The sequence below is a fragment of the Deltaproteobacteria bacterium genome (assembly GCA_018668695.1).
In the GTDB taxonomy this organism is placed as follows: domain Bacteria; phylum Myxococcota; class XYA12-FULL-58-9; order XYA12-FULL-58-9; family JABJBS01; genus JABJBS01.
Genome location: JABJBS010000068.1, coordinates 1 through 19,060 on the forward strand (window position 1 = coordinate 1; position 19,060 = coordinate 19,060).

Sequence of the window (19,060 nt, forward strand, 5' to 3'; positions counted from 1 at the left end):
GAATACAAAGCTTGGTGCGACCGATACTTTCACATCAAGCACCGGGGCGAGACGCGCGGTGTTGGCGGAATCTTCTTTGACAACCTCAAAGATAAGCCCGCTGAGCAATGTTTAGCGTTTAGCGAGGCCTGTGCCGCATCGATTGTGCCCGCTTATATTCCGCTGGTTGAACGGCGAAAAGATATGCCGTTTACCGAGGCTCAAAAAGATTGGCAGCAGCTGCGCCGCGGGCGCTACGTTGAGTTTAATCTTGTGTACGACAGAGGCACGACTTTCGGGCTGCGCACCGCTGGGCGTATCGAGAGTATTTTGATGAGCCTCCCGCTAACGGCGCGCTGGGAATACTGCAACGAGCCTGAAACTGGCAGCGAAGAAGATAAGCTTCTAAGTGTTTTGCGCACTCCGCGTGAATGGGTTTGATTCTCACCCTGGCGACCTTGCTCTAAATGCGTTACGTGTGAGCCGTGAGTACCCCAGACGTTAGCCATTCTACTTTTCAATCTTGTTCCAGAGATCTTTTAAAGCTCGCGGTCCCGATTGTTCTGATTCAGATCAGTCTGCATATGGCGGGCTTTGTCGACACCGTTTTGATCGGAAAAGTTGGTGAGCTTGAACTCGGGGCAACTGGGCTTGGCTCAAGTCTCTTTTTCTTTACCAGCTTATTTGGCATGGGCATCGTCATTGGTTTGGACCCTGTCGCCAGCCAAGCCTTTGGAGCAGAGCGGCCAAGAGAAGCTCGGGTTGCACTGTGGCAGGGGTTTTATCTGGGTCTCGCTATCTCTGTTCCTCTTTGCTTTGTTTATATTGGCCTAGGCTATGCATTGGAGCTTGCCGGGGTGGTACCGGAAGTGGCTGAAAAGGCGCGCGAGTATGTGATTGCCCGTTCGCCTTCGATTATTCCGATTGTCTTGATTACGGCAGCGCGAAGTTATTTGCAGGCTGCCCACGTGACGCGCCCGATTATTGAAGCGTCGATTATTGCCAACGTGGTCAATTTTATAGCCGACTGGGTTTTGATTTACGGCGATGAAGGTCTGCTCTCTTTGGGGCTCCCGGCCATGGGTATTGAGCCCCAGGGCGTGTTTGGTGTTGGCGTGGCAAGTACGGTGACGGCGGTGATTCAAACTTGGATTATGTTGCGGGCCGTTCAAAAAATTCCCGTACCGCCTGGAGAAGGCTCGGTTCGTGCGCTTCGCAAAGACCTCTTGAAAAAGATTTGGGTCTTGGGCTTGCCGATTGGGCTCCATATGCTTGCGGAAGTAGGCTTTTTTGCATTGGTTCAAGTACTTATGGGTGGCCTTGGTTCTTTGGCCACAGCCTCTCACCAAGCAGCACTTACCTTGGCCAGCCTAACGTTCTCCGCCTGCCTTGGGGTTGGGATGGCCACAAGTGTGCAAGTTGGTCGCGGGGTGGGCGAAAACGATCCAGACAAAGTACGCTACTCAAGCTACGCGGGGATTCTTTTTGGCGTTGGGTTTATGACCATCACGGCGACAGTGATGTGGATTTTCCCCCGCGAACTCATTGCTTTGATTACGCCCGAGCCCCAGGTCATCGAAATGGGTGCAAGCCTACTTGTGGTTGCCGGATTTTTTCAAATTGTCGATGCTATTCAGGCGATTACAGCGGGAGCGCTGCGAGGCGTAGCCCGAACACGTGAAACCTTTGTAGTGAATCTAGTGGGTCACTGGGCGGTTGGGCTGCCGGTGGGATGCACCTTGTGTTACGTCTTGGGTTTTGGACCTGAGGGTCTTTGGTGGGGTTTGACCACGGGGCTTGCCGTTGTGGCTGTGGTCCTAAGTTTCTTTGTTTGGCGAATGGTTCATACGCCGCTTAAATCCGTTTGATCCGTCAGAGGGCTGGTTTATAAGACTCTCAAATTGGAGGGCGGTATGAAGCAGTATCTAGAATTGATGGAGCATATTAAAGCCAACGGTACCAAAAAAGAGGACCGTACGGGAACCGGTACACTGAGCGTGTTTGGCCATCAGATGCGATTCAGTCTGGCGGATGGCTTTCCGGCAGTGACCACCAAAAAGCTTCATTTTCGCTCGATTATTCATGAGCTCTTGTGGTTTCTCAATGGCGACACCAATATCAAATATTTAAATGATAATAAGGTGACCATTTGGGATGAATGGGCAAGCCCTGAGGGAGATCTTGGACCTGTTTATGGTGCGCAGTGGCGCTCTTGGCCAGGGCCGGGTGGAGAGTCCTTTGACCAGCTCAAAGATATTATTGCCCAAATTAAGAGCAATCCCGATTCTCGCCGGCTGCTGGTCAGCGCGTGGAATGTGGCGCAGTTACCGAGCATGGCGCTTTACCCATGCCATGTGATGTTTCAGTTTTATGTGGCCGACGGCAAGTTATCTTGCCAGCTTTATCAGCGCAGCGCAGATGTGTTTCTTGGGGTGCCATTTAACATCGCCTCTTACGCAATTCTGACTCATATGGTGGCGCAGGTATGCAATCTGGAAGTAGGAGACTTTGTTCATACCTTTGGTGATGCACATCTCTACTTAAATCACCTAGAGCAAACAGAGCTGCAGCTTTCACGCGATACCATGAAGCTAAGCCGTCTTTGGCTTAATCCTGATATTAAAGAAATTGATGGCTTCAGCTACGATGACATCAAGGTTCAAGATTACGAGTGTCACCCAACGATCAAAGCACCCATCGCAATATGAAAGTCAGTTTGATTGCCGCAATGGCCCGGGACCGTGTGATCGGCAAAGACAACGATATGCCTTGGCACCTACCAGCTGATCTAAAGCATTTTAAGTCCCTTACCGTTGGTAAACCCGTTATCATGGGCCGTAAAACCTTGGCTTCAATGGGCAATAGGCCACTGCCCAAGCGTCTCAACATTGTTCTGAGTCGGCAAAAGGATTTTGTGGCCGAGGGCTGCACAGTCGTTCACAGTTTGGAAGCGGCGCTCAAAGCCGCGGGTCCTTGTGAAGAAGCTATCATTATGGGCGGGGCAACGCTTTATGAGGCAGCGCTCGAAAAAGCGGATACGATGTACCTTACGTTTATTGATGCGGCCATTGAAGGTGACACTTACTTTCCTGAGTGGGGCGAAGAAACATGGCATGAATCAGCCAGAGAGCGCCGCGAGCCAGACGAGAAAAATGTCTACGCGCTTGATTTTGTGACCTTCACCCGCTGCTAGCGCCGAAGAATCTGTAACCACCGACCAACATGTAAGAGTGACCGCAGGGAAGCTGCTAGATAAGTCAGAGCACAGGCTTTGAGTATCTTACGCGCGCCCACGAGGTCTTTTTCGTGAAGATATTCAACTTGTTCCAGGTAAGGCATGGCCCGCTTGAAGCTGGCATCGAGCTCCATGGGTAACGTGATCAAGTGGACCAGTGTGGTTGCCAGTACCGTGCCAAGCATAAAGGTAACCATGACCACGGATACCTTTGGGTTGCGGGTAATAAGACCGATAAATGGCGCTGCGATGAGTATGACTGAGCCCACTTTCTCGAATTTTTGTGCAAACACCACAAGTTTGGTGCGGGTTTCAATAAGCCAATAGCCTTGGGCATGTTGGATGGCATGGCCAACTTCGTGAGCCGCCGCCACCACAGCTGTGAGTGTTCGACCTTGATGGATCGCGGGGCTTAGAGAAATCTTACGGGCGATGGGATCGTAGTGATCTTGGGAAGGTGCTCCTGGCTTGACTTCGACGCCTTCGATGTTGGCATGACGCAGCAAAGAGACGGCAAATTCAGACCCGTTTTGACGGATATCGATGCGCGGCGCACTGTATTCCTGAAGTACTTTTTGCGCCCACCAGGAAGGTAGGTAAATCAGTGCAAACATTGCTGCGATTAGAATAGCCCAAATCATATTATCTTTTACCCAGCCCGGCTGCCTTCGTCGAGCCCCTTGAGCGATTGTGTTTCTTATTCTTCAGATTCACCTGAACAATGATATGAATAAACAAGAAAAGGGTCCGAGCGGGAGTAACGCGATTTATCGGTTGGCACATAAGTATTCGCAGATAACGACCACGGTGTTTATTGTATGCACAGGTCTTTTACTCTGCAGCCCTGCTTATGCTTTTCCCACCCCAGAAGTTGTCTGGGTGGTAGGGGGAGCTTTGTTAACGCCTGCCTTAATTCTTTTCCCCATATTCTTGTTTCTTTGGCGTCATTTTGAGTGGACGTTTAAGTGGTTACACTTGAGAGCCTACGCCAACCGAAGGTATGCGGTGGCTCTTTTGGTCTTGGGGTTGATGGGGCTAGGTGAACTCAGTGATCGTATTGAGGAAGGCGGCGTGCCTGAACCCACCACTGAAACCGCTCCGCTTGAATCTCAAGAGTTCAAACAATTGTTAGAGACAATTTCGAATGAACTCCAAGTGATCGATGTACGCTCCAAACATGATTTCAACCTGTGGCATATTGAGAATTCAGTTAATCTTCCCGGAGCCCACAGGCGCGACTTGCAGTCCTATTTCGACAAGAACTCCAAAAAGTACAATGTCATTCTTTGTTATGGTGGAGACCGTTCTAATCGCGCGGCTCATTATCTTCGACAAGTCTACGGGACAACGGTCATCCGCTCTGTGAAAAAAGGTGTCTTTGCACTTCGCCTTCAAGAGACTGGGCATGAGCCGTATTATGTACGCCGAGTCACGCCGAGCTTTGCTAACTCTTGGGTTTCTTACGGTCTGGCGCAGCCTCATAAGCAGTCGAGTATCCAGGTTGATATGGGGCACGGCTTAGTTGCCGTGGAAGTGGTGAGGGGTGATTCTTTACCCGCTTTTGTGGTGAATACCTCAAGTGCTCTGCGTTCTTTGTTTTCAACAAGTACCCAAGCTTTCGCTTTTCTTCTTTTGGTGACAGGCGCTTTATTTTTCACCATCATTTATAGGCGCAAAAAGAGTCAAGCTCTCTACCTCCCTCATTTACCCTATGCATTTGAAATGCTGATCGTGAGTGTGTTCACATTCTGTGTGGGGGCACTCGGAAGTTGTTTTCCTGATTTCTACGGGCGAACAGCCCAGCAAGTTACGGTATGGGGCGAAAACAGTTTTTCGACCTTAATGGTTTTTTATCTTGGGCTGATTGGCTTACCTCTTACGTGGCACCTGCACCACACTTGGGAGTGCAAGCTGCGCGAGGTTCGCGACCGTGTTGAGTGGGTACGTGAAGGAATTTCAAAACCCTGGCGGTTTCACCCTTATCTAAATATTGGTCCGGTTCTCGCGTTTTTCGTGGTCGTTTATTTTAGCGTAGAGGTCAATTGTGCGGGTCTTTGGGCTCTTGCTTTTTCCCTCTGGTGCACCATGTTTTGTGAGTGGGCCAGCACCAAGCTTGTTATCAAGAGTCAGAGTTTGGCTCCGGTGGCTACTCAGGTTGAAGGTCCGGCTCACATAACAACATCCTTTGGATTCCTGAGAGCACAGAAACAGTGGCATGAAAGCAATCTGGATGAAGTGGCTCTGGATGCTACGAACCTCAGCGAAACATGCAGTGAAGTTAACGGCGTGACCTACAGCCTATTCCTCGAGCGGCTCTATCCGTCGGGATCACAGCAGCAGGGCCTGCGCGCCTTGGGCGTTCGCACGAGAGTGGTCGGTGTGCCGATGAGCCGGCTCTTGTTGATTGGCGATCAGCTTTACCGGGCCACACACCCCTTGCTTGAAGGGTTTCGGGCAGGGCGCTTGGAAATTCGCATGCAGCAATCTTGGGCCAATAAGCTCGAGGTGCTTTGGCTGCGCCGCGCAGAGTATTGGTTGAATCAACACTTACTACCTTTGTGCCAGAAGCATGTTAGCCGCTCTTACGAGGCTACGACCTCCAAACACCAACAAAGATGTCTAAAGGCTATCCTTAAAGACCTCGAACAACATTTTGCTCCTTTCCAAGAAACAGCAGTGCGTTTGCATGGGCTGCTGGGGCCCGACAATGAGTCGAAGCTTTATCGGTTGGGTAAAACGTGGTCAGAAGTTCTTGTGAGAGGGGACTACACCCTTCACCCGCAAATGCGCGAGGACTGGCCCTCTTTGCCTTGGTCTGAGCTTACAATCACCAAAGAAGCGGGAACAAATACGGACCAAGCGATGGCGGCAGGTCTTCATACGCGGGCATCACTGCTTGTTCTTTGTTTACATGATTTGGCGGGAACTCTGCTGGCGCAGCTTGGAACACACTGGGCTTATGGTGATTCGGTTTTTGAGATGAGGCGCGACGAGGTTCTGCTACATGGTCGGCGTCCTTGGCAGGGTATGAAGGCTGCGCTGCAAGCTCGGTCGGTGCGCGAGAAACCTTGGCGAGGTATGGAGCCCGGTCGTATTATATGGCGAGGAAGTGGAGAGCTGGAATCTCTGTCTGAGGTAGAAAGCAAGAGCCCTGCCGTGGTGCTCTCGAGAGCGCTTGTGGGGGATGCGGGAAGAGTCATGGAAGCTGGGGAAGCAGAGCTTGTTCCTGGAGCTGTTGTGGTCTTGGATAGGTTAGGGCCATCTGATTTAGCCATCGTTCGTGAAGCCAAGGCGATTTATTGCACGCGAGGAAGCCCTCTGAGTCATTTTGTGTTGGTTGCGCGGGAATGGGGCTTGCCGGTTTTTAAAATAACTCGGTCTGAAAAAGAGGAGTTATTAGCCGAAGAGATGGTACGATTTGAGCCAGACGGTTCGTGGCGCGCCGCTTCTTTTTGAATTTGGATAAAAGTGATATTTAGTTGGTTGAGGACATGAGTTGTAAACGGGCGGAAAGTACTTGAGTGAACCGGGAATAGAAGTCGCGCACAGTGCGTTGGATGAGCAGAGGCTTCAATATGAAGCACACAGTATCTCTCTTCTAGACTTTATCAAAGGTGACGTAATTAATCGATGAGACGTATTTTTGTTATAGCGTGGCCCGTGCTTATTGCCCTTGGTGCCGGACTGATGGCGGCCAACCATTTCGCTCATCATACGCCAGGTGATGGCGCAATTCGTTTAACTTCTCTACCGGCCGATGTTTTTTATTTAGATGCGTCTCAAATTGCTCGGCGCGGTCCGGGCGGCGTACTCGTGATTCGCCTGGATAGTCCGGTTGAGTTTGTCCCGCATCATTACCGGTCCGAAGGGCTGGAGGAACCACTCACCGCGGATGGTTGGGCAAAGCATTTAGGCGCCCCCTTGGTCTTTAATGCCGGTCAGTATGACGAGAATTTAAACCACCTTGGTTGGCTCAAGTCGTCTGGTGAGTGGCTGACGAAGCACCAAAAGAAGCAGTGGATGGGCGTCCTCCTAAGTGGTCCGATAGATAATGGAGTTTGGGCACGAATCGGTGATTTGGAAAGTCTCGATGACAGTATCGTAGACCGCTATCAACATGCCTTACAATCGATGATGCTGGTTGATCATACCCAAAAGATTCGCGTTCGAGACACCAACCGGGCCGCATGCCGCAGTGTTTTGGCTGAGGACACCCAGGGCAGACTGATTTTCATTCAAACACAAGGCGCAGTAACCTTAGCGGATTTGGCGCGTTGGTTGGTGGAGACCGAACTTAACATCGTGCGAGCGATGAATTTAGACGGCGGGATTGAGTCACAGGTATCGCTTCAAACGCCTGAGTTTCAACTCAGCATGTATGGTCATTACGGCACATTAGGCAGTGCGATTCCCGGCACTCAGGGTATCGTGCGTTACCCTATCCCCGTGATTGTCGAAGTGCGGCCCCTTAAGTTAATCAAGTGATTGAATGAAGGCCGCGATGTCTTTCGGGCCTATAGAGCCGGTATTTCCACGACCATCGGCTATCGTATGGAATTTACTCCGGACCAGCCGCGATAAGCTTTTTTTAAGATCTGAGCGGGAGGCAATGCCTAAAGATGACGGCATAGAGAGCTTTCCTTCGATCAAGTAGAGTCCATCGCCCGTAAAAAGGACTTCCTCGAATAGGTACATCACGCTGCCCCTAGAAGCACCGGGGGTTTCAATCACGTCAATTTTAAAACCTTGTTCGTCAATCCTATCGCCTGCCTGAACCACGGCAATGTTGTGGGGCATGATTGGGCGGGGACTGAGCCGCGCTTGCAGCTTGGGAAGGAGAGCTTTGGGGTGCTTGTCCCCGCGCAGGCTGCGGTAATCCTTGGCACCAATATAGGTGAGAGCCATTTTAAATTGTCCAGCCCCGGCACTGAGATCTTGATGAGCGGCTGTGATGAATACCGCAAGAACCTGATTGGGCGAGCGATTACGTTTTTTCAAGCTCTCAATGATTTCGAAAGCCTTGGGATCGCTGCCACTGTTGATCAGGACTGCGCGCCCAGGCTGCAAAATAAGGTAAGCGGTACTCTTTTCGCTAGAGACGGCTATGATGTTTTTTTGAAGCTCGAAGGATGGCCGAGGCGCTTGAGACGAGCAACCGGCCAGTAAGTGGACGCCGAAGGTAAGGGCTAAGAAAAGCTTAGCGCGTTGCTGCCAGAGCATAAACTCTCCCAACACCTACTCTTGGTTTTCGCGTAACCAGTTCATAAGGAGACGAAGTGCCTTACCGCGATGGCTGATGGCATTTTTTTCGTCAGGACTGAGTTCTGCAGAGTGGCGGGTTTCACCTTCTACGACAAAAATTGAATCGTAACCAAAACCGTTGTCGCCTTTGTTCTCGTAGCCAATACTTCCTTCAAAGGTTTCTTCGAAGGTGACCGGAGAGTGCCCAGGTCGACAGAGAGCCAATGCGCAAACAAAGCGCGCTTGACGTTCTCCGTCAGGGACATCCTGCATCACATTTAAAAGCTTAGTATTGTTGGCCTCGTCTTGCGCGTTGCCTTCAGCACCTGCGTAGCGGGCACTGTAGACGCCAGGGGCGCCGTTGAGGTGGTCCACTGCAATACCAGAGTCATCGGCCAGCACGGCTTCGCCGGTAAGGTCGGCGATGGTCTGAGCCTTTTTGATGGCGTTGGCCTCAAAGGTCTCGCCGTCTTCTACGATTTCAATGTCCCCAAGCTCTTTCATACTAAGCACTTCAATGCCCAGCGGGGTTAAGAGCTCGCGGAACTCTCGCAGTTTGCCTTGGTTGCCAGTGGCGATGCGCACACGCTCTAAAGTCATTAGAGTGTTACTCGGACGTGGTTTTCTGAAAGCGGCGTTTCGATGGCGCGTTTCTGAAGGTCGACGAGGCTTGCGTTACATCCAAAAGCAAGATCGAGCATGGTATTCATCTCGTCGCGGCTGAATGTATTACCTTCGGCAGTACCTTGAACCTTGGCAAGACCACCGGCGCCGGTCATAACGATATTCATATCGACATCGGCTCGGGAATCGAGGCTGTAGTCCAAATCGAGTACAGGTTCACCGTTGATAATCCCAACGCTGATGGCTGCGATATGGTCCTTAAGAGGATTGGTCTTAATTTTTCCGTCATCGATAAGGTTCTTGATGGCAATCGCCAGCGCAACATACCCACCGGTGATGGATGCAGTGCGAGTACCGCCGTCGGCTTGGATAACATCGCAGTCGACCGTGATCATGAACTCTCCCATGGCTTCCATATCGACCACTGAGCGCAGAGCACGTCCGATGAGCCGACCGATTTCTTGGGTGCGGCCGTTGATTTTACCGCGGTGGGAGTCGCGGCCTTTACGGCTGTTGGTTGCGCGAGGGAGCATATCGTACTCTGCCGTCACCCAACCTTTGCCAGAACCTGACATCCATTTAGGGACGCGCTCGTCAACGGTGGCGGTGCAGATCACTTTGGTATCGCCAGCTTCAATCAGGCACGAGCCTTCAGGGTGGTCGATGAAGTGAGGGGTGATAGCTACGGGGCGGACTTGATCAAATGGTCTTCTTGGCATGAGAACTATTTGAGTGACGACGGCCGGGAAGTCAAGCTCGCAAGGCGGCTTTTTGACTAGTGGTTGCCAGGAGATTGGGTATGGACGGAAGCTCTGGCATGCGGACGCGTTTTTTGGCGCTGTACTTGGAGAATAATACCTTGAGCAAGCCCCTTGGCTATTTGGGTGAGGTGCTCGTCTTGTCCCAGTTTCGGACACTCTTTTTCGTTGGTTAGGAAGCCCACTTCAACAAGGATTGCGGGCATCTTCGTCGCCTTCAGAACCATGAATGGAGCCTGCAGAACACCGCGGTTACGGGCCTGGATAGACGTGGAGAGCGTGCGCTGAAGCTGGAAGGCGAATTGCTGACTGGATTGATGGTTTTTTTGGTGCTTGAGTTTGCCCAGGATTTCCCCAAGTGCATCTTGGGGTTGAGTCGCTTTGGCATGGTGAGTGCCATTTTCACGGGCTGCCAACGACATGGCGTATTGGTCTGATGCTTTACGTGAAAGAAAAAAGGTCTCGACGCCGTTGCTTCGCTCAGAGGGTGAAGAATTGGCGTGGACAGATACGAAAAGATCAGCGCGGCGTTGATTGGCAATGATGGGCCGCTGAGCCAGGGGAATGTCTACATCGGTCGAGCGTGTCAATTCAGCCCGAATCGTCCCCGTTTGGTTGATTAGAGCCTGTGCTTTCTTGCTGATGGCAAGTACTGCGTCTTTCTCTTTGATGCCGCAGATACCCACCGCGCCATCTTGGGCGCCGCCGTGACCCGGGTCGATGACGACCAGGGGAGAAGCACTGAGTGAGAGATGCGCGATTATTAAAACAATACCCATGGGCCCATCCTACCGGGCTGAGTATGATTCGAAAGTTTTTCGCACTTGAAGAGGCGTTAAAGCTGAATACCCATAGACATCCACATCATGGTCAGGCTGACCATCAAGTGGGCGATAAAGGGCGCGAGAATGCTTTTGGACTTGATGTAGAGCCAAGCGTAGGGAATGCCAGCAAAGGCGGTGATGGCGCCCATCCAATACCATTTCATCCAGAATTCGGTATCAAACCAAAAGGACTGGTAGGTGATGTGGTAGACCCCATAGATGAGGCCGCTGCCCAAGAGTGCCAAGCCAAACTCTTCAAGTCTCTCTGAAAGAATACGGGTGATAAATCCACGGAAAAATATTTCCTCGGCCAGTACATGAAGCATGGTGAGGGCAAACACTTCATAGAGGTTCCCGGAGATACGCTGTGAGGGCGATTGAAGGCCAACAAGGATGCCCCACACGAGTGCAATCAGTACATAATGCAGCGGAGTTCGAAAGTTCAGATTTTTCAGGGCCGACCATGGATTTTGCCGATAGTAGAGCGATAGCCCTGCGATGCCTGCAACCAGGAGACCGACTCGCCGATAGAAGAAGAAGGGGTCGCTGCTTTGGTAGTAATATTCTTGATTACCTAAGCCGACGATATTCGAGAGAAAGAAAAGGGCGAAAATCATTGTCGACGCAAAGATGAGAAGCGGTGCCAAGCTCATTGGCTCCTCGGCTTCTTCTTGTCGAACCCGTGCAGCTGTGTCGAGTAAAACGTGAATTTCAGCGAGCCATTCTGGGTTATGTTCGCTTAGGACCAAAGCTCTTTTTTCGTGGCGCTTGGCAAGATTGGTTTTGCCCATTTCCTGATGAATTCGAGCCAATGCGGCGTGGGCCAATGCATTGCCCTCGGCGATACTCACCGCCTGATGAGCAAGCTCGAGTGCACGTTTACCGTGACGGCTTGGATTGATGAGCAGCGTACAGACTGCGAGGTACCCCAAGGCATCGGTAGCTTGTTCTTGGCGATCAGCTAAACGTTGAAATTTTTCAGCAGCACCGCGGTAGTCGTGGCTGAGAAAGAGGTGACGTCCCTCATCTTCAAGGGTTTTACGGAGTTTGTATTCTTGGATTTGTGAAGCTGCGACATCCTGTTCATTGCGGGAGCGATGCTGATAGGCCAGCGGGTTTAAGCCGATTTTCAGGCAGGGTTTGTAACTTGCATCAAATTTCAAGAGCCCCATCTGCGTCATGGTGAAAAGTGCGCGTAGGACTTCGGATTTTTCAGCTGAGCTACGATAGTTTTCAAGTAGTTTCGGAACCGCGCAGCTTTCCTGGGTCTCGTCTAGAAGCTGACGCTCTAACTCTGTGAGCTCCCAGATAATGGCTCCGCTGGCAGTATTGGCCACCAAGGGCGCCTGAACTTGAAGAAGCTTGCCAACGATTTTCTCAACGCTGGGTAGGTCGGTTGGTAAGGTACGCCAAACGCCGGCCCTCACCATGTCCATGAATGAGAGGTTGATAATAGGAGGCAGCAGGGCACCGCGTTTGTCTCGATAAAACTCAACGGTTCCTTCCGTCCAACTAAAGGCTGGGAGAATTTTCAGTCGGGCGTGTTGTTGAACGAGTTCCATGAGCTTGGGTAAGTCAATGAGTTCCAGCGATAGGAGGCCCCAGCCCAAAGAGCGAGACTCACGTGCACAGACGCCGGTGAGATGCTCAGCCCGGTTTGCTGAGATCAGACCCTTTTGAATGAGAAATTGTCCCAGCTGCTCGCTTTTTAAGTTTGAATTCGAAGCAATGGGCAGGCCCGCGGATAAAGCAATGGTTCTGCGGCGGCCTTCATGGGTAACGACCAAAAAACCCGTTTCGTGATCTTGGAAGAGTTTAAAGAGTACTTCTGAAAAAGGTGATTCATCTAAGTCGAAAGTAAATTGCGGCGTTTGGTCGGCCACCAGCTCTGGGTCTCGTAACCGTGAAAGAGCAGCAGATACCCGCGCGAGCTTGAGGTGCTTGGAATAGTGCGGGTGCTCCCCGAGGGTAATTTGCGCGCCGTACTCGGTTTCTTCAACAACACTGTTTACATCGAGCTCACCGATAAAGATGCGGTCGAGCACCGAAGCATCGAGTTGTCCTTGGGATTGTCCGCCACCCATCATGGAATCAGCCTCTTGGTCTAATCTTTTTGCCCACTCAAGTGGGGGCAATTGCTTAAGATTATACCAACCTGAGCCTTGCGGCCAGATTTGGGTACCGGAAATGCTGAGCACATACTACACTATTGCTATGAGCACTCGTATCGGCGGCGGCGTCAGCACCCAACTCAACCCCTTCAGTCAACAAGCCAGCGCGTCTCGCCAATCCACGCAGACCCCTGAAATTGGTCAACAAGTTACTCAGGCCCTCTTTGGTAAAGCCAAACCTCCAGTGCTAGATCCCGCCCAATTCCCCCATCTTGCAGAGCAGCTCAAGGCCTTAAAACAATACAAAAAGAAGTTGGCGACGATGGCCGGGGATGAAGAGCAAGATTACGATATTTGTTTGGCCGATGGCACAATTGCCATGATTGATGAAGACGGCATGATTTATGTCGGCGCGGGGTTTTTGGAGGCGTGTGCAGACGAACTTGAGATTTTGGTCGGCGTACTGGCTCATGAGATAGGACATCGCCCCAAACGGTGGAAAGAGTACAAGGAGCGAAAATTACTCAACATCGAAGACCTCCAGGCACTTTGCCGAGAGGAAGAAACGCGAGCGGATATTTTTGCCGGTAAAGCATTGGCCGAAATGAAAATGTCTCCTCAACCCCTGCAGGATTTTTTAAAAAGGATTCAGGATAAACCGCATCCAGAGTATTTTGATGCGCAAACAAGAGCTCAGGTCATTGAAGATTCCCATGCAGGTCGAGCTTACCGAACAGATAACCGGAAGAAGCTTTTTCCGGAGTTCGATAGAATGACCGCGGCGAAAGGTCACCTTGGTGAATTTTGAGTTACCACGCCTGCTAAAAATAGCGACTACTATCGCGGCGAGTTTGTTTACACTCTGGATGGTTGCTAGCGTGGTCCTCGACTATGATGAGCAACCGCAACATTCGGGTCCGCTTGGAGTTTTATCTGCTTCCGATTCGGCTCCTCCGCCTTAATACAAAGCCCAGCTTGGTTCATCGTCCATGAGTCCTGCTCGTTCTATCGCTTTGGGGATCTGCACGGGTCTTTTACTCTGCGGCTCTCACGGCTTCTTTGCCGGTTTCAGCTGGGTCGCGCCGATACCGCTGCTTTTCGCTTTGATGCAATGTAACGCAAAGACAGCATTTTATACTGGCCTGGTCTGCGGCATTTTTGAGTCCCTTATTTTATTTGGATTAAGCCATGCAGGCATCGAGGTCTATGTGACCATTGCTTTGATCTACGGTCTGAGCCGGGCTTTGTTTGCGTTAAGTTTCGTGGCTCTTCGTGAGGGAGACTATCTTAGGCTTTTGGCTCCTGTTTTGTGGGTGTTGTTCGAGTGGACCCAAGCTCAGCTTCCCTTAACGTTGCCAAACCTTATCGGCGACACTTTACATGGGGCCGGCTTATTTGGAGTTGTTCGCCTGGGCGGTACCTATTTGCTCGGTGCTTTGGTGGTGTGGGCTGCGGCCATTGCAGTGCGTTTGATTCGGCGCGGCGGCTGGGCAGATATGATTAATCAGGCTTTGTGCTATCTGTGGCTTTGCACCCTTTGTGTCTGCCAATTGGTTGGAACCGCTTTTACGCCTCAAGAGAAATCAACACTTGAAGTTGCGTTGGTTCAGGGAGGTATTCCCACTTGGCTCTACACGCGGGGCCAGGAGCTGCCTGCTTGGGAATCAATCTCTGAGAAAATCTACACTGAACTTACACTGGGGGCTGAGCCAGCTCTTTTAACGATTTGGCCGGAGACAGCAGTCGATGAGACCTATCGTTCAGGCAATGAATTTGCATTGCGGCTTAAGGCATTGTCACAAAATCGCGGCGGACTTCTTATAGGTTCACGAAGAGCCGATGATGGTGCAACACTTTATAACTCGGCAATTCTTCTCAGTGATGGAAGCGTCAACATGGTGGATAAAAAGAGGCTGGCGCTTGGGGCGGAGACTCATTTTGCGATTGGTGAATCCTCCGGAATCTTAGACTTTCGCGATTATAAATTAGGTGTCGTGTTTTGTCTGGAGTCGGTGTTGCCGAAATACGCCAGCGATTTGGTTGAGAAGAATGCGGCGGACCTTTTGGTTGTGCTCGCAGATGGGAGCCGATTCGGAAACACTTTGGTTGGTAAAATGCATGCACAGCGTTCAACGTTACGCGCGGTCGAGGCAGGTCGAAGCTTGATGCATGTTGGTCAACACGGTCTAACCCATGTGGTATCCGCAGAGGGCATACGTTCTAAGCAGTTGTCTGAATTTGTGGGGGAAGTGTTGAATTACGAGGTGAAGGTTTACAAAGGTATCACCCCGTTTCAGCGCCTGCGTCACTTCATCGGTTATGGGCTTGGATTAATGGCCGTGCTTTCTTTATTCCTAACATTTTTCAGGAAAAACCAAAGGGCTGCGTAAATCGCGACGAAGCAGAGGTAGCCGATGAGATCGTGTGCCACATCCCATGCCCATGGATGACGGTCCAACCAGAGGTCGGCGGCATGGGTGCTGATGGCTACGCGCAGTATGTTGCCCAGTAAACCAGCAAAAGGCGTCACGATGGCAAGCCACTTTTGCTGCGTAGGGTCTTCGAGAAAGATGAGTCCTAGAGTAAGCCCGAGCGTGGCAAAGCTTAAAAGGGGACCCAGCCCGGCGCACAAAGGTGTTACGTGGAGCTGTAGATTTTCGGTGGCGAGGGTCGGAACATGCATTTGCACAACGTCGACTGAGAGTCCGGTCGCATTGACAATTACGGCGGCTGTAAAGGCAGTGAGTTGTCCTAAAAAGTCATTCAAGAAGACGTCTAGATGGTTTTCCCAAGGAACGGTGAGGAACATCAGGCAACCAAAAAGTACGGATCGATGTTTTTGACGTTTAAGAGCCAGCGCTCCGATCGCAAAGGCGAGCAGGCCGCGAAGAGTACCTAAATTGAGTGAAATCAGCTCGGACCCGTAGAAAACGATCCAAATAGCGAAGTATGAGATAAATAGTTTGAGCGCGGGTGACCTAATAATGCCTCGCTCCATCTGCCAAAATTTACTTAGATGGTTTGCGCAACCATGCACCGAAGCAAACGGATGCTGCTGCAGCGACTAAAGGTACTAAGCTCAGTGATACACTGGCCGAGCGTACGCCGCCGCCGCCACCACCGCCGCCGGCGAGGGCAAGCTGTGGTAAAATCATGATACAACCAAAAACAAGAGCGTTTTTAACGGTTTGAGACATTAGAGACACAAGGACACCTCCCCAGATACCTTACTATAGACCAGGTTAATGAACCTTTCATGACAATTTGTCCAGCCTCTGTATTTTAGTTCATCCAACTGCCCCTTGAAAGATGTTTGAGAAAAGCCCATAACCTTGTCTAAATTCCAGTGCGAAGCTGATTTCGCATCAAGCTGCAGGCAGTTCGACACGACCTAAGGGAGATCATATAACTTTAGGACGATGAAGCCGCGAATTGGCTCAATGTTGTGTACGAGAGGATATAAAAGTGAGTGAAACCGCTAAGATAAGTCTAGATGGTGCCGATTATGAACTACCCATAACCAAAGGTTCCGAGGGTGAGATTGGTATTGAGGTTTCTTCTTTTCGAAGCAAATCTGGGGCGATTACCTTGGACCCTGGCTATGGAAGCACAGGCTCATGCACCAGTGGTGTAACATTTTTAAATGGTGAGCAGGGGATCTTGCGTTACCGAGGTTACCCAATTGAGCAATTGGCTGAGAAGTCGACTTTTCTCGAAGTAGCTTACTTGCTGATTTACGGTGAGCTGCCAGCAAGAGATGAATTGACTCAGTTCCGAACATCCGTGACCCGGCACACGCTGATTCATGAAGACATGCGACGCTTTTTCGATGCCTTCCCGCCTGATGCGCACCCGATGGCGATTGCATCCTCAGTGGTTTGTGGCCTCTCTACATTCTACCAGGATAGCTATCCTGCGAAGAATAAAGAAGAGATGGACCAAAGCATGATTCGCTTGATTGCGAAGCTGCCAACCATCGCAGCTTTCGCTTATCGCAAGTCACGTGGCTACCCACTGATTTATCCTGATAACGCTTTGGGTTACTCAGCGAACTTTCTACGCATGATGTTTGGTATGCCAACAGAGCCATTTGTTGTCGATCCGGATATTGCACGAACATTGGATATCCTTTTGATTCTCCACGCTGACCACGAGCAGAACTGCTCTACGTCTACCGTCCGTATGGTCGGCAGTGCACAAACAAACCTCTTTGCATCCATCAGTGCCGGTATCTGCGCACTCTGGGGACCGCTGCACGGCGGCGCAAACCAGGCTGTATTGGAAATGCTGAATTTGATTCAGAACAGTGGCATGACTGTTCAGGAATTCATCGCGAAGGTGAAGGACAAGAAGAGTGAGATTCGCTTGATGGGCTTTGGACACCGGGTTTACAAAAACTTTGATCCACGCGCCACCATCTTGAAGAAGCAGTGCGACATCGTGCTCGAGAAGCTCGGGGTTAATGATCCGCTTCTCGAGATTGCGAAAGAGCTTGAAGCAGCTGCCCTAGAAGACGAGTACTTCAAAGAGCGTCGCCTTTACCCGAACGTGGATTTCTACTCGGGTATTATTTACAAGGCGTTGGGCTTCCCAACGGATATGTTCACTGTTTTATTCTCCATGGGCCGTTTGCCGGGTTGGATTGCACAGTGGAAAGAAATGCGTGAAGACCCTCAAACACGCATTGGTCGTCCTCGCCAGATTTATACTGGTGCAAATGAGCGAGACTATACGCCTTTGCATGAGCGTTAAGTCTACTTAAGATTGAGATTAGAAAAGCCTGGATGAGAGTTCAGGCTTTTTTTTTGCCTTCCCCTGAGTGTGAGAAGGTAAGTGATGGGGGGCACGCAGCGACTTTCTCTAGCTAAGCTTGACGACACGTCCCTCAAATAGCCGGTCTACCCGGTTAAGCAGTTCATCGTTGGGCTGGATGCGAAGGCTGTCGGGAAGCTGAATAACCGTTTCTGAAACACCGGGTTCAGTCACTTTGATTCTGGTTTCAACCGGCCCTCGGTTAGAACTAAAAAGCTCTTTGAGCTTGGTGAGCCGCTCCGTGGTGAGCTTACTAAGGTTCACCTGAATTTCCATAGAATTGGTTTGTTCGTTGCGGATGTCGGAGAGGAGGAAAATCTCTTTAGCTCTTACCTTAACGACGGGATCTTCGTCGCCTTCAAGGCTTGGAGAACCAGCAATGAGGATAGGCTCACCGCTCTTGAGGGTCATCTCACCCACCGCAAATGCTTTGCTGAAGACAAGTACTTCGATGGAACCGTGGAGGTCTTCAAGCTGAACAAAAGCCATTCGCCCCGTACCATTTTTGAGCGGTCTCTCACGCATGCTCGAAACAATGCCGGCAATGGTAACGCCTTCGAACCTGCCCCTGCCCTGGGCGGCTGCAGCAATGGTGGCAGTATTCACCGATGCAAGTCGCCCTAAGTCGTCCATGTAGCGATGCAGAGGATGTCCTGAGATGTAGAAACCTAAGGCTTCTTTCTCAAGCTTGAGCCGCATTTTTTCAGGCCACTCTTCTTCAGCCGGATAGAATTCATCCACAGTTGAAGAGCTTGTAATACCTGTCTCTTCTTGAGCAGCGGCAGCAAAGGCGCCAAAGAGGCTTGTTTGCCCGGACTGCAAATCCTTTTGAGTTCGTTGCCCAGCCTCGAGTGCTTTGTCCACCACGGAGAAGAGCTGCGAGCGCGCTTTTCCAAATTCATCGAATGCACCGCTCTTAACAAGGGCTTCAAGGACTTTACGGTTTACTTTACGGGTATCGACTTTTTCGCAGAATCCATAAATCGAGCCAAAGTTCTCGTGTTGTTGACGCGTCTCAATAATGGATTCGATGGCCGCAGACCCAACGCCTTTGATCCCGCCCAAACCAAAGAGAATAACTTTCTTTTGAACTTTATTCCCATTGTCATCAGTGCGTTCTCGAAATGCGACATTGAAGTCATTCACGGACTGATTCACATCGGGCGATAGAACCTCAATACCGTTTTCTCGGGCACTTTGAATGTATTGAACAACCACATCTTGCTGCTTCATCTCGGTGGAGAGCAGGGCAGCCATAAACTCAACTTCGTAATACTTCTTGAGGTAGGCAGTTTGGTAGCTGATCAATGCATAGGCAGCAGAGTGACTTTTGTTGAAAGCATAACCGGCAAACTTCTTGATGTTTTCAAAGAGGTCATGGGCTTTTTGTTTGTCCATGCCGCTTTTTTCGAAAGCACCGTCGATAAACTGCTTACCGAGCTTTTCCATCACGTCGACTTTTTTCTTACCCATGGC

General features: G+C 50.8%; 18 protein-coding genes. 9 read left to right on the forward strand and 9 right to left on the reverse strand.

What is annotated here, in order from left to right; genetic code table 11:
• The 4 genes from HOK28_03890 to folA form a co-directional block, all read left to right on the forward strand.
• Positions 1–420, forward strand: a 420-nt coding sequence (locus tag HOK28_03890; GenBank protein MBT6432206.1) for a coproporphyrinogen III oxidase, incomplete at its 5' end; no start/stop codon positions are given.
• Between the two features lie 44 nt (positions 421–464).
• Entirely contained in the window at positions 465–1,847 is a 1,383-nt protein-coding gene (locus tag HOK28_03895; GenBank protein MBT6432207.1) for an MATE family efflux transporter, read from the forward strand.
• A 45-nt stretch (positions 1,848–1,892) separates the two neighbouring features.
• The gene (locus tag HOK28_03900) at positions 1,893–2,687 is read left to right on the forward strand and encodes a thymidylate synthase (GenBank protein MBT6432208.1); all 795 of its coding nucleotides are present in this window, start codon (positions 1,893–1,895) and stop codon (positions 2,685–2,687) included.
• Positions 2,684–3,172, forward strand: a complete 489-nt coding sequence (gene folA / locus HOK28_03905) for a type 3 dihydrofolate reductase (protein MBT6432209.1) — start codon at positions 2,684–2,686, stop codon at positions 3,170–3,172. The genes HOK28_03900 and folA overlap by 4 nt, the downstream gene beginning before the upstream one ends.
• On the opposite strand, the gene HOK28_03910 is transcribed toward folA, so the two are convergent.
• Positions 3,169–3,855, reverse strand: coding sequence for a zinc metallopeptidase (locus HOK28_03910; GenBank protein MBT6432210.1), 687 nt, complete (start codon positions 3,853–3,855; stop codon positions 3,169–3,171). The genes folA and HOK28_03910 overlap by 4 nt on opposite strands.
• Positions 3,856–3,940: 85 nt before the next feature.
• Here HOK28_03910 and HOK28_03915 point away from each other — a divergent pair, with 85 nt between their 5' ends.
• Both HOK28_03915 and HOK28_03920 read left to right on the forward strand, forming a co-directional pair.
• A complete protein-coding gene (locus tag HOK28_03915; GenBank protein MBT6432211.1) occupies positions 3,941–6,670 on the forward strand; it encodes a hypothetical protein in 2,730 nt (909 codons plus the stop codon).
• 174 nt (positions 6,671–6,844) lie between these two features.
• Positions 6,845–7,699 carry a hypothetical protein gene (locus HOK28_03920; protein MBT6432212.1) on the forward strand — a complete coding sequence of 285 codons (855 nt, stop codon included), beginning with the start codon at positions 6,845–6,847 and terminating at the stop codon, positions 7,697–7,699.
• Here the strand turns inward: HOK28_03920 and HOK28_03925 are convergent.
• Genes HOK28_03925 through HOK28_03945 form a run of 5 tightly spaced genes read right to left on the reverse strand, consistent with a single transcriptional unit; the run spans position 7,688 to position 12,748 of the window.
• Positions 7,688–8,434 carry an MBL fold metallo-hydrolase gene (locus tag HOK28_03925; GenBank protein ID MBT6432213.1) on the reverse strand — a complete coding sequence of 249 codons (747 nt, stop codon included), beginning with the start codon at positions 8,432–8,434 and terminating at the stop codon, positions 7,688–7,690. The two genes, HOK28_03920 and HOK28_03925, sit on opposite strands and share 12 nt — an antisense overlap.
• 15 nt (positions 8,435–8,449) lie before the next feature.
• Positions 8,450–9,055, reverse strand: coding sequence for an XTP/dITP diphosphatase (locus HOK28_03930; protein MBT6432214.1), 606 nt, complete (start codon positions 9,053–9,055; stop codon positions 8,450–8,452).
• Positions 9,055–9,798, reverse strand: a complete 744-nt coding sequence (rph, locus tag HOK28_03935; GenBank protein MBT6432215.1) for a ribonuclease PH — start codon at positions 9,796–9,798, stop codon at positions 9,055–9,057. The genes HOK28_03930 and rph overlap by 1 nt, the downstream gene beginning before the upstream one ends.
• A gap of 56 nt (positions 9,799–9,854) precedes the next feature.
• Positions 9,855–10,616 (reverse strand): N-acetylmuramoyl-L-alanine amidase, encoded by a 762-nt coding sequence (locus HOK28_03940; protein MBT6432216.1) that lies wholly within the window; start codon positions 10,614–10,616, stop codon positions 9,855–9,857.
• A 56-nt stretch (positions 10,617–10,672) separates the two neighbouring features.
• Complete coding sequence (locus tag HOK28_03945) at positions 10,673–12,748, reverse strand: CPBP family intramembrane metalloprotease (protein MBT6432217.1); 2,076 nt, start codon at positions 12,746–12,748, stop codon at positions 10,673–10,675.
• Positions 12,749–12,848: 100 nt separating this feature from the next.
• On the opposite strand from HOK28_03945, the gene HOK28_03950 reads away from it, so the two are divergent.
• Both HOK28_03950 and HOK28_03955 read left to right on the forward strand, forming a co-directional pair.
• Positions 12,849–13,580 (forward strand): hypothetical protein, encoded by a 732-nt coding sequence (locus tag HOK28_03950; protein ID MBT6432218.1) that lies wholly within the window; start codon positions 12,849–12,851, stop codon positions 13,578–13,580.
• Between the two features lie 181 nt (positions 13,581–13,761).
• A complete protein-coding gene (locus HOK28_03955) occupies positions 13,762–15,162 on the forward strand; it encodes an apolipoprotein N-acyltransferase (protein ID MBT6432219.1) in 1,401 nt (466 codons plus the stop codon).
• On the opposite strand, the gene HOK28_03960 is transcribed toward HOK28_03955, so the two are convergent.
• Positions 15,090–15,770 (reverse strand): exosortase/archaeosortase family protein, encoded by a 681-nt coding sequence (locus HOK28_03960; protein MBT6432220.1) that lies wholly within the window; start codon positions 15,768–15,770, stop codon positions 15,090–15,092. The two genes, HOK28_03955 and HOK28_03960, sit on opposite strands and share 73 nt — an antisense overlap.
• A gap of 10 nt (positions 15,771–15,780) precedes the next feature.
• Positions 15,781–15,969: a hypothetical protein gene (locus tag HOK28_03965; protein ID MBT6432221.1), complete on the reverse strand. Its 189-nt coding sequence runs from the start codon at positions 15,967–15,969 to the stop codon at positions 15,781–15,783.
• A 268-nt stretch (positions 15,970–16,237) separates the two neighbouring features.
• On the opposite strand from HOK28_03965, the gene HOK28_03970 reads away from it, so the two are divergent.
• Entirely contained in the window at positions 16,238–17,524 is a 1,287-nt protein-coding gene (locus HOK28_03970; GenBank protein MBT6432222.1) for a citrate synthase, read from the forward strand.
• 108 nt (positions 17,525–17,632) lie between these two features.
• Here HOK28_03970 and HOK28_03975 read toward each other — a convergent pair.
• On the reverse strand, positions 17,633–19,060 hold a 1,428-nt coding region (locus HOK28_03975), incomplete at its 5' end, for a DNA polymerase III subunit alpha (GenBank protein MBT6432223.1).

Excerpts from the sequence above, each read along its gene's own strand:
- HOK28_03900 (MBT6432208.1), top strand. The coding sequence starts at position 1,893 with ATGAAGCAGTATCTAGAATTGATGGAGCATATTAAAGCCAACGGTACC.
- folA (MBT6432209.1), top strand. The coding sequence starts at position 2,684 with ATGAAAGTCAGTTTGATTGCCGCAATGGCCCGGGACCGTGTGATCGGC.
- HOK28_03910 (MBT6432210.1), bottom strand. The coding sequence starts at position 3,855 with ATGATTTGGGCTATTCTAATCGCAGCAATGTTTGCACTGATTTACCTA.
- HOK28_03915 (MBT6432211.1), top strand. The coding sequence starts at position 3,941 with ATGAATAAACAAGAAAAGGGTCCGAGCGGGAGTAACGCGATTTATCGG.
- HOK28_03920 (MBT6432212.1), top strand. The coding sequence starts at position 6,845 with ATGAGACGTATTTTTGTTATAGCGTGGCCCGTGCTTATTGCCCTTGGT.
- HOK28_03925 (MBT6432213.1), bottom strand. The coding sequence starts at position 8,434 with ATGCTCTGGCAGCAACGCGCTAAGCTTTTCTTAGCCCTTACCTTCGGC.
- HOK28_03930 (MBT6432214.1), bottom strand. The coding sequence starts at position 9,055 with ATGACTTTAGAGCGTGTGCGCATCGCCACTGGCAACCAAGGCAAACTG.
- rph (MBT6432215.1), bottom strand. The coding sequence starts at position 9,798 with ATGCCAAGAAGACCATTTGATCAAGTCCGCCCCGTAGCTATCACCCCT.
- HOK28_03940 (MBT6432216.1), bottom strand. The coding sequence starts at position 10,616 with ATGGGTATTGTTTTAATAATCGCGCATCTCTCACTCAGTGCTTCTCCC.
- HOK28_03945 (MBT6432217.1), bottom strand. The coding sequence starts at position 12,748 with ATGATGGGTGGCGGACAATCCCAAGGACAACTCGATGCTTCGGTGCTC.
- HOK28_03950 (MBT6432218.1), top strand. The coding sequence starts at position 12,849 with ATGCTGAGCACATACTACACTATTGCTATGAGCACTCGTATCGGCGGC.
- HOK28_03955 (MBT6432219.1), top strand. The coding sequence starts at position 13,762 with ATGAGTCCTGCTCGTTCTATCGCTTTGGGGATCTGCACGGGTCTTTTA.
- HOK28_03960 (MBT6432220.1), bottom strand. The coding sequence starts at position 15,770 with ATGGAGCGAGGCATTATTAGGTCACCCGCGCTCAAACTATTTATCTCA.
- HOK28_03965 (MBT6432221.1), bottom strand. The coding sequence starts at position 15,969 with ATGTCTCAAACCGTTAAAAACGCTCTTGTTTTTGGTTGTATCATGATT.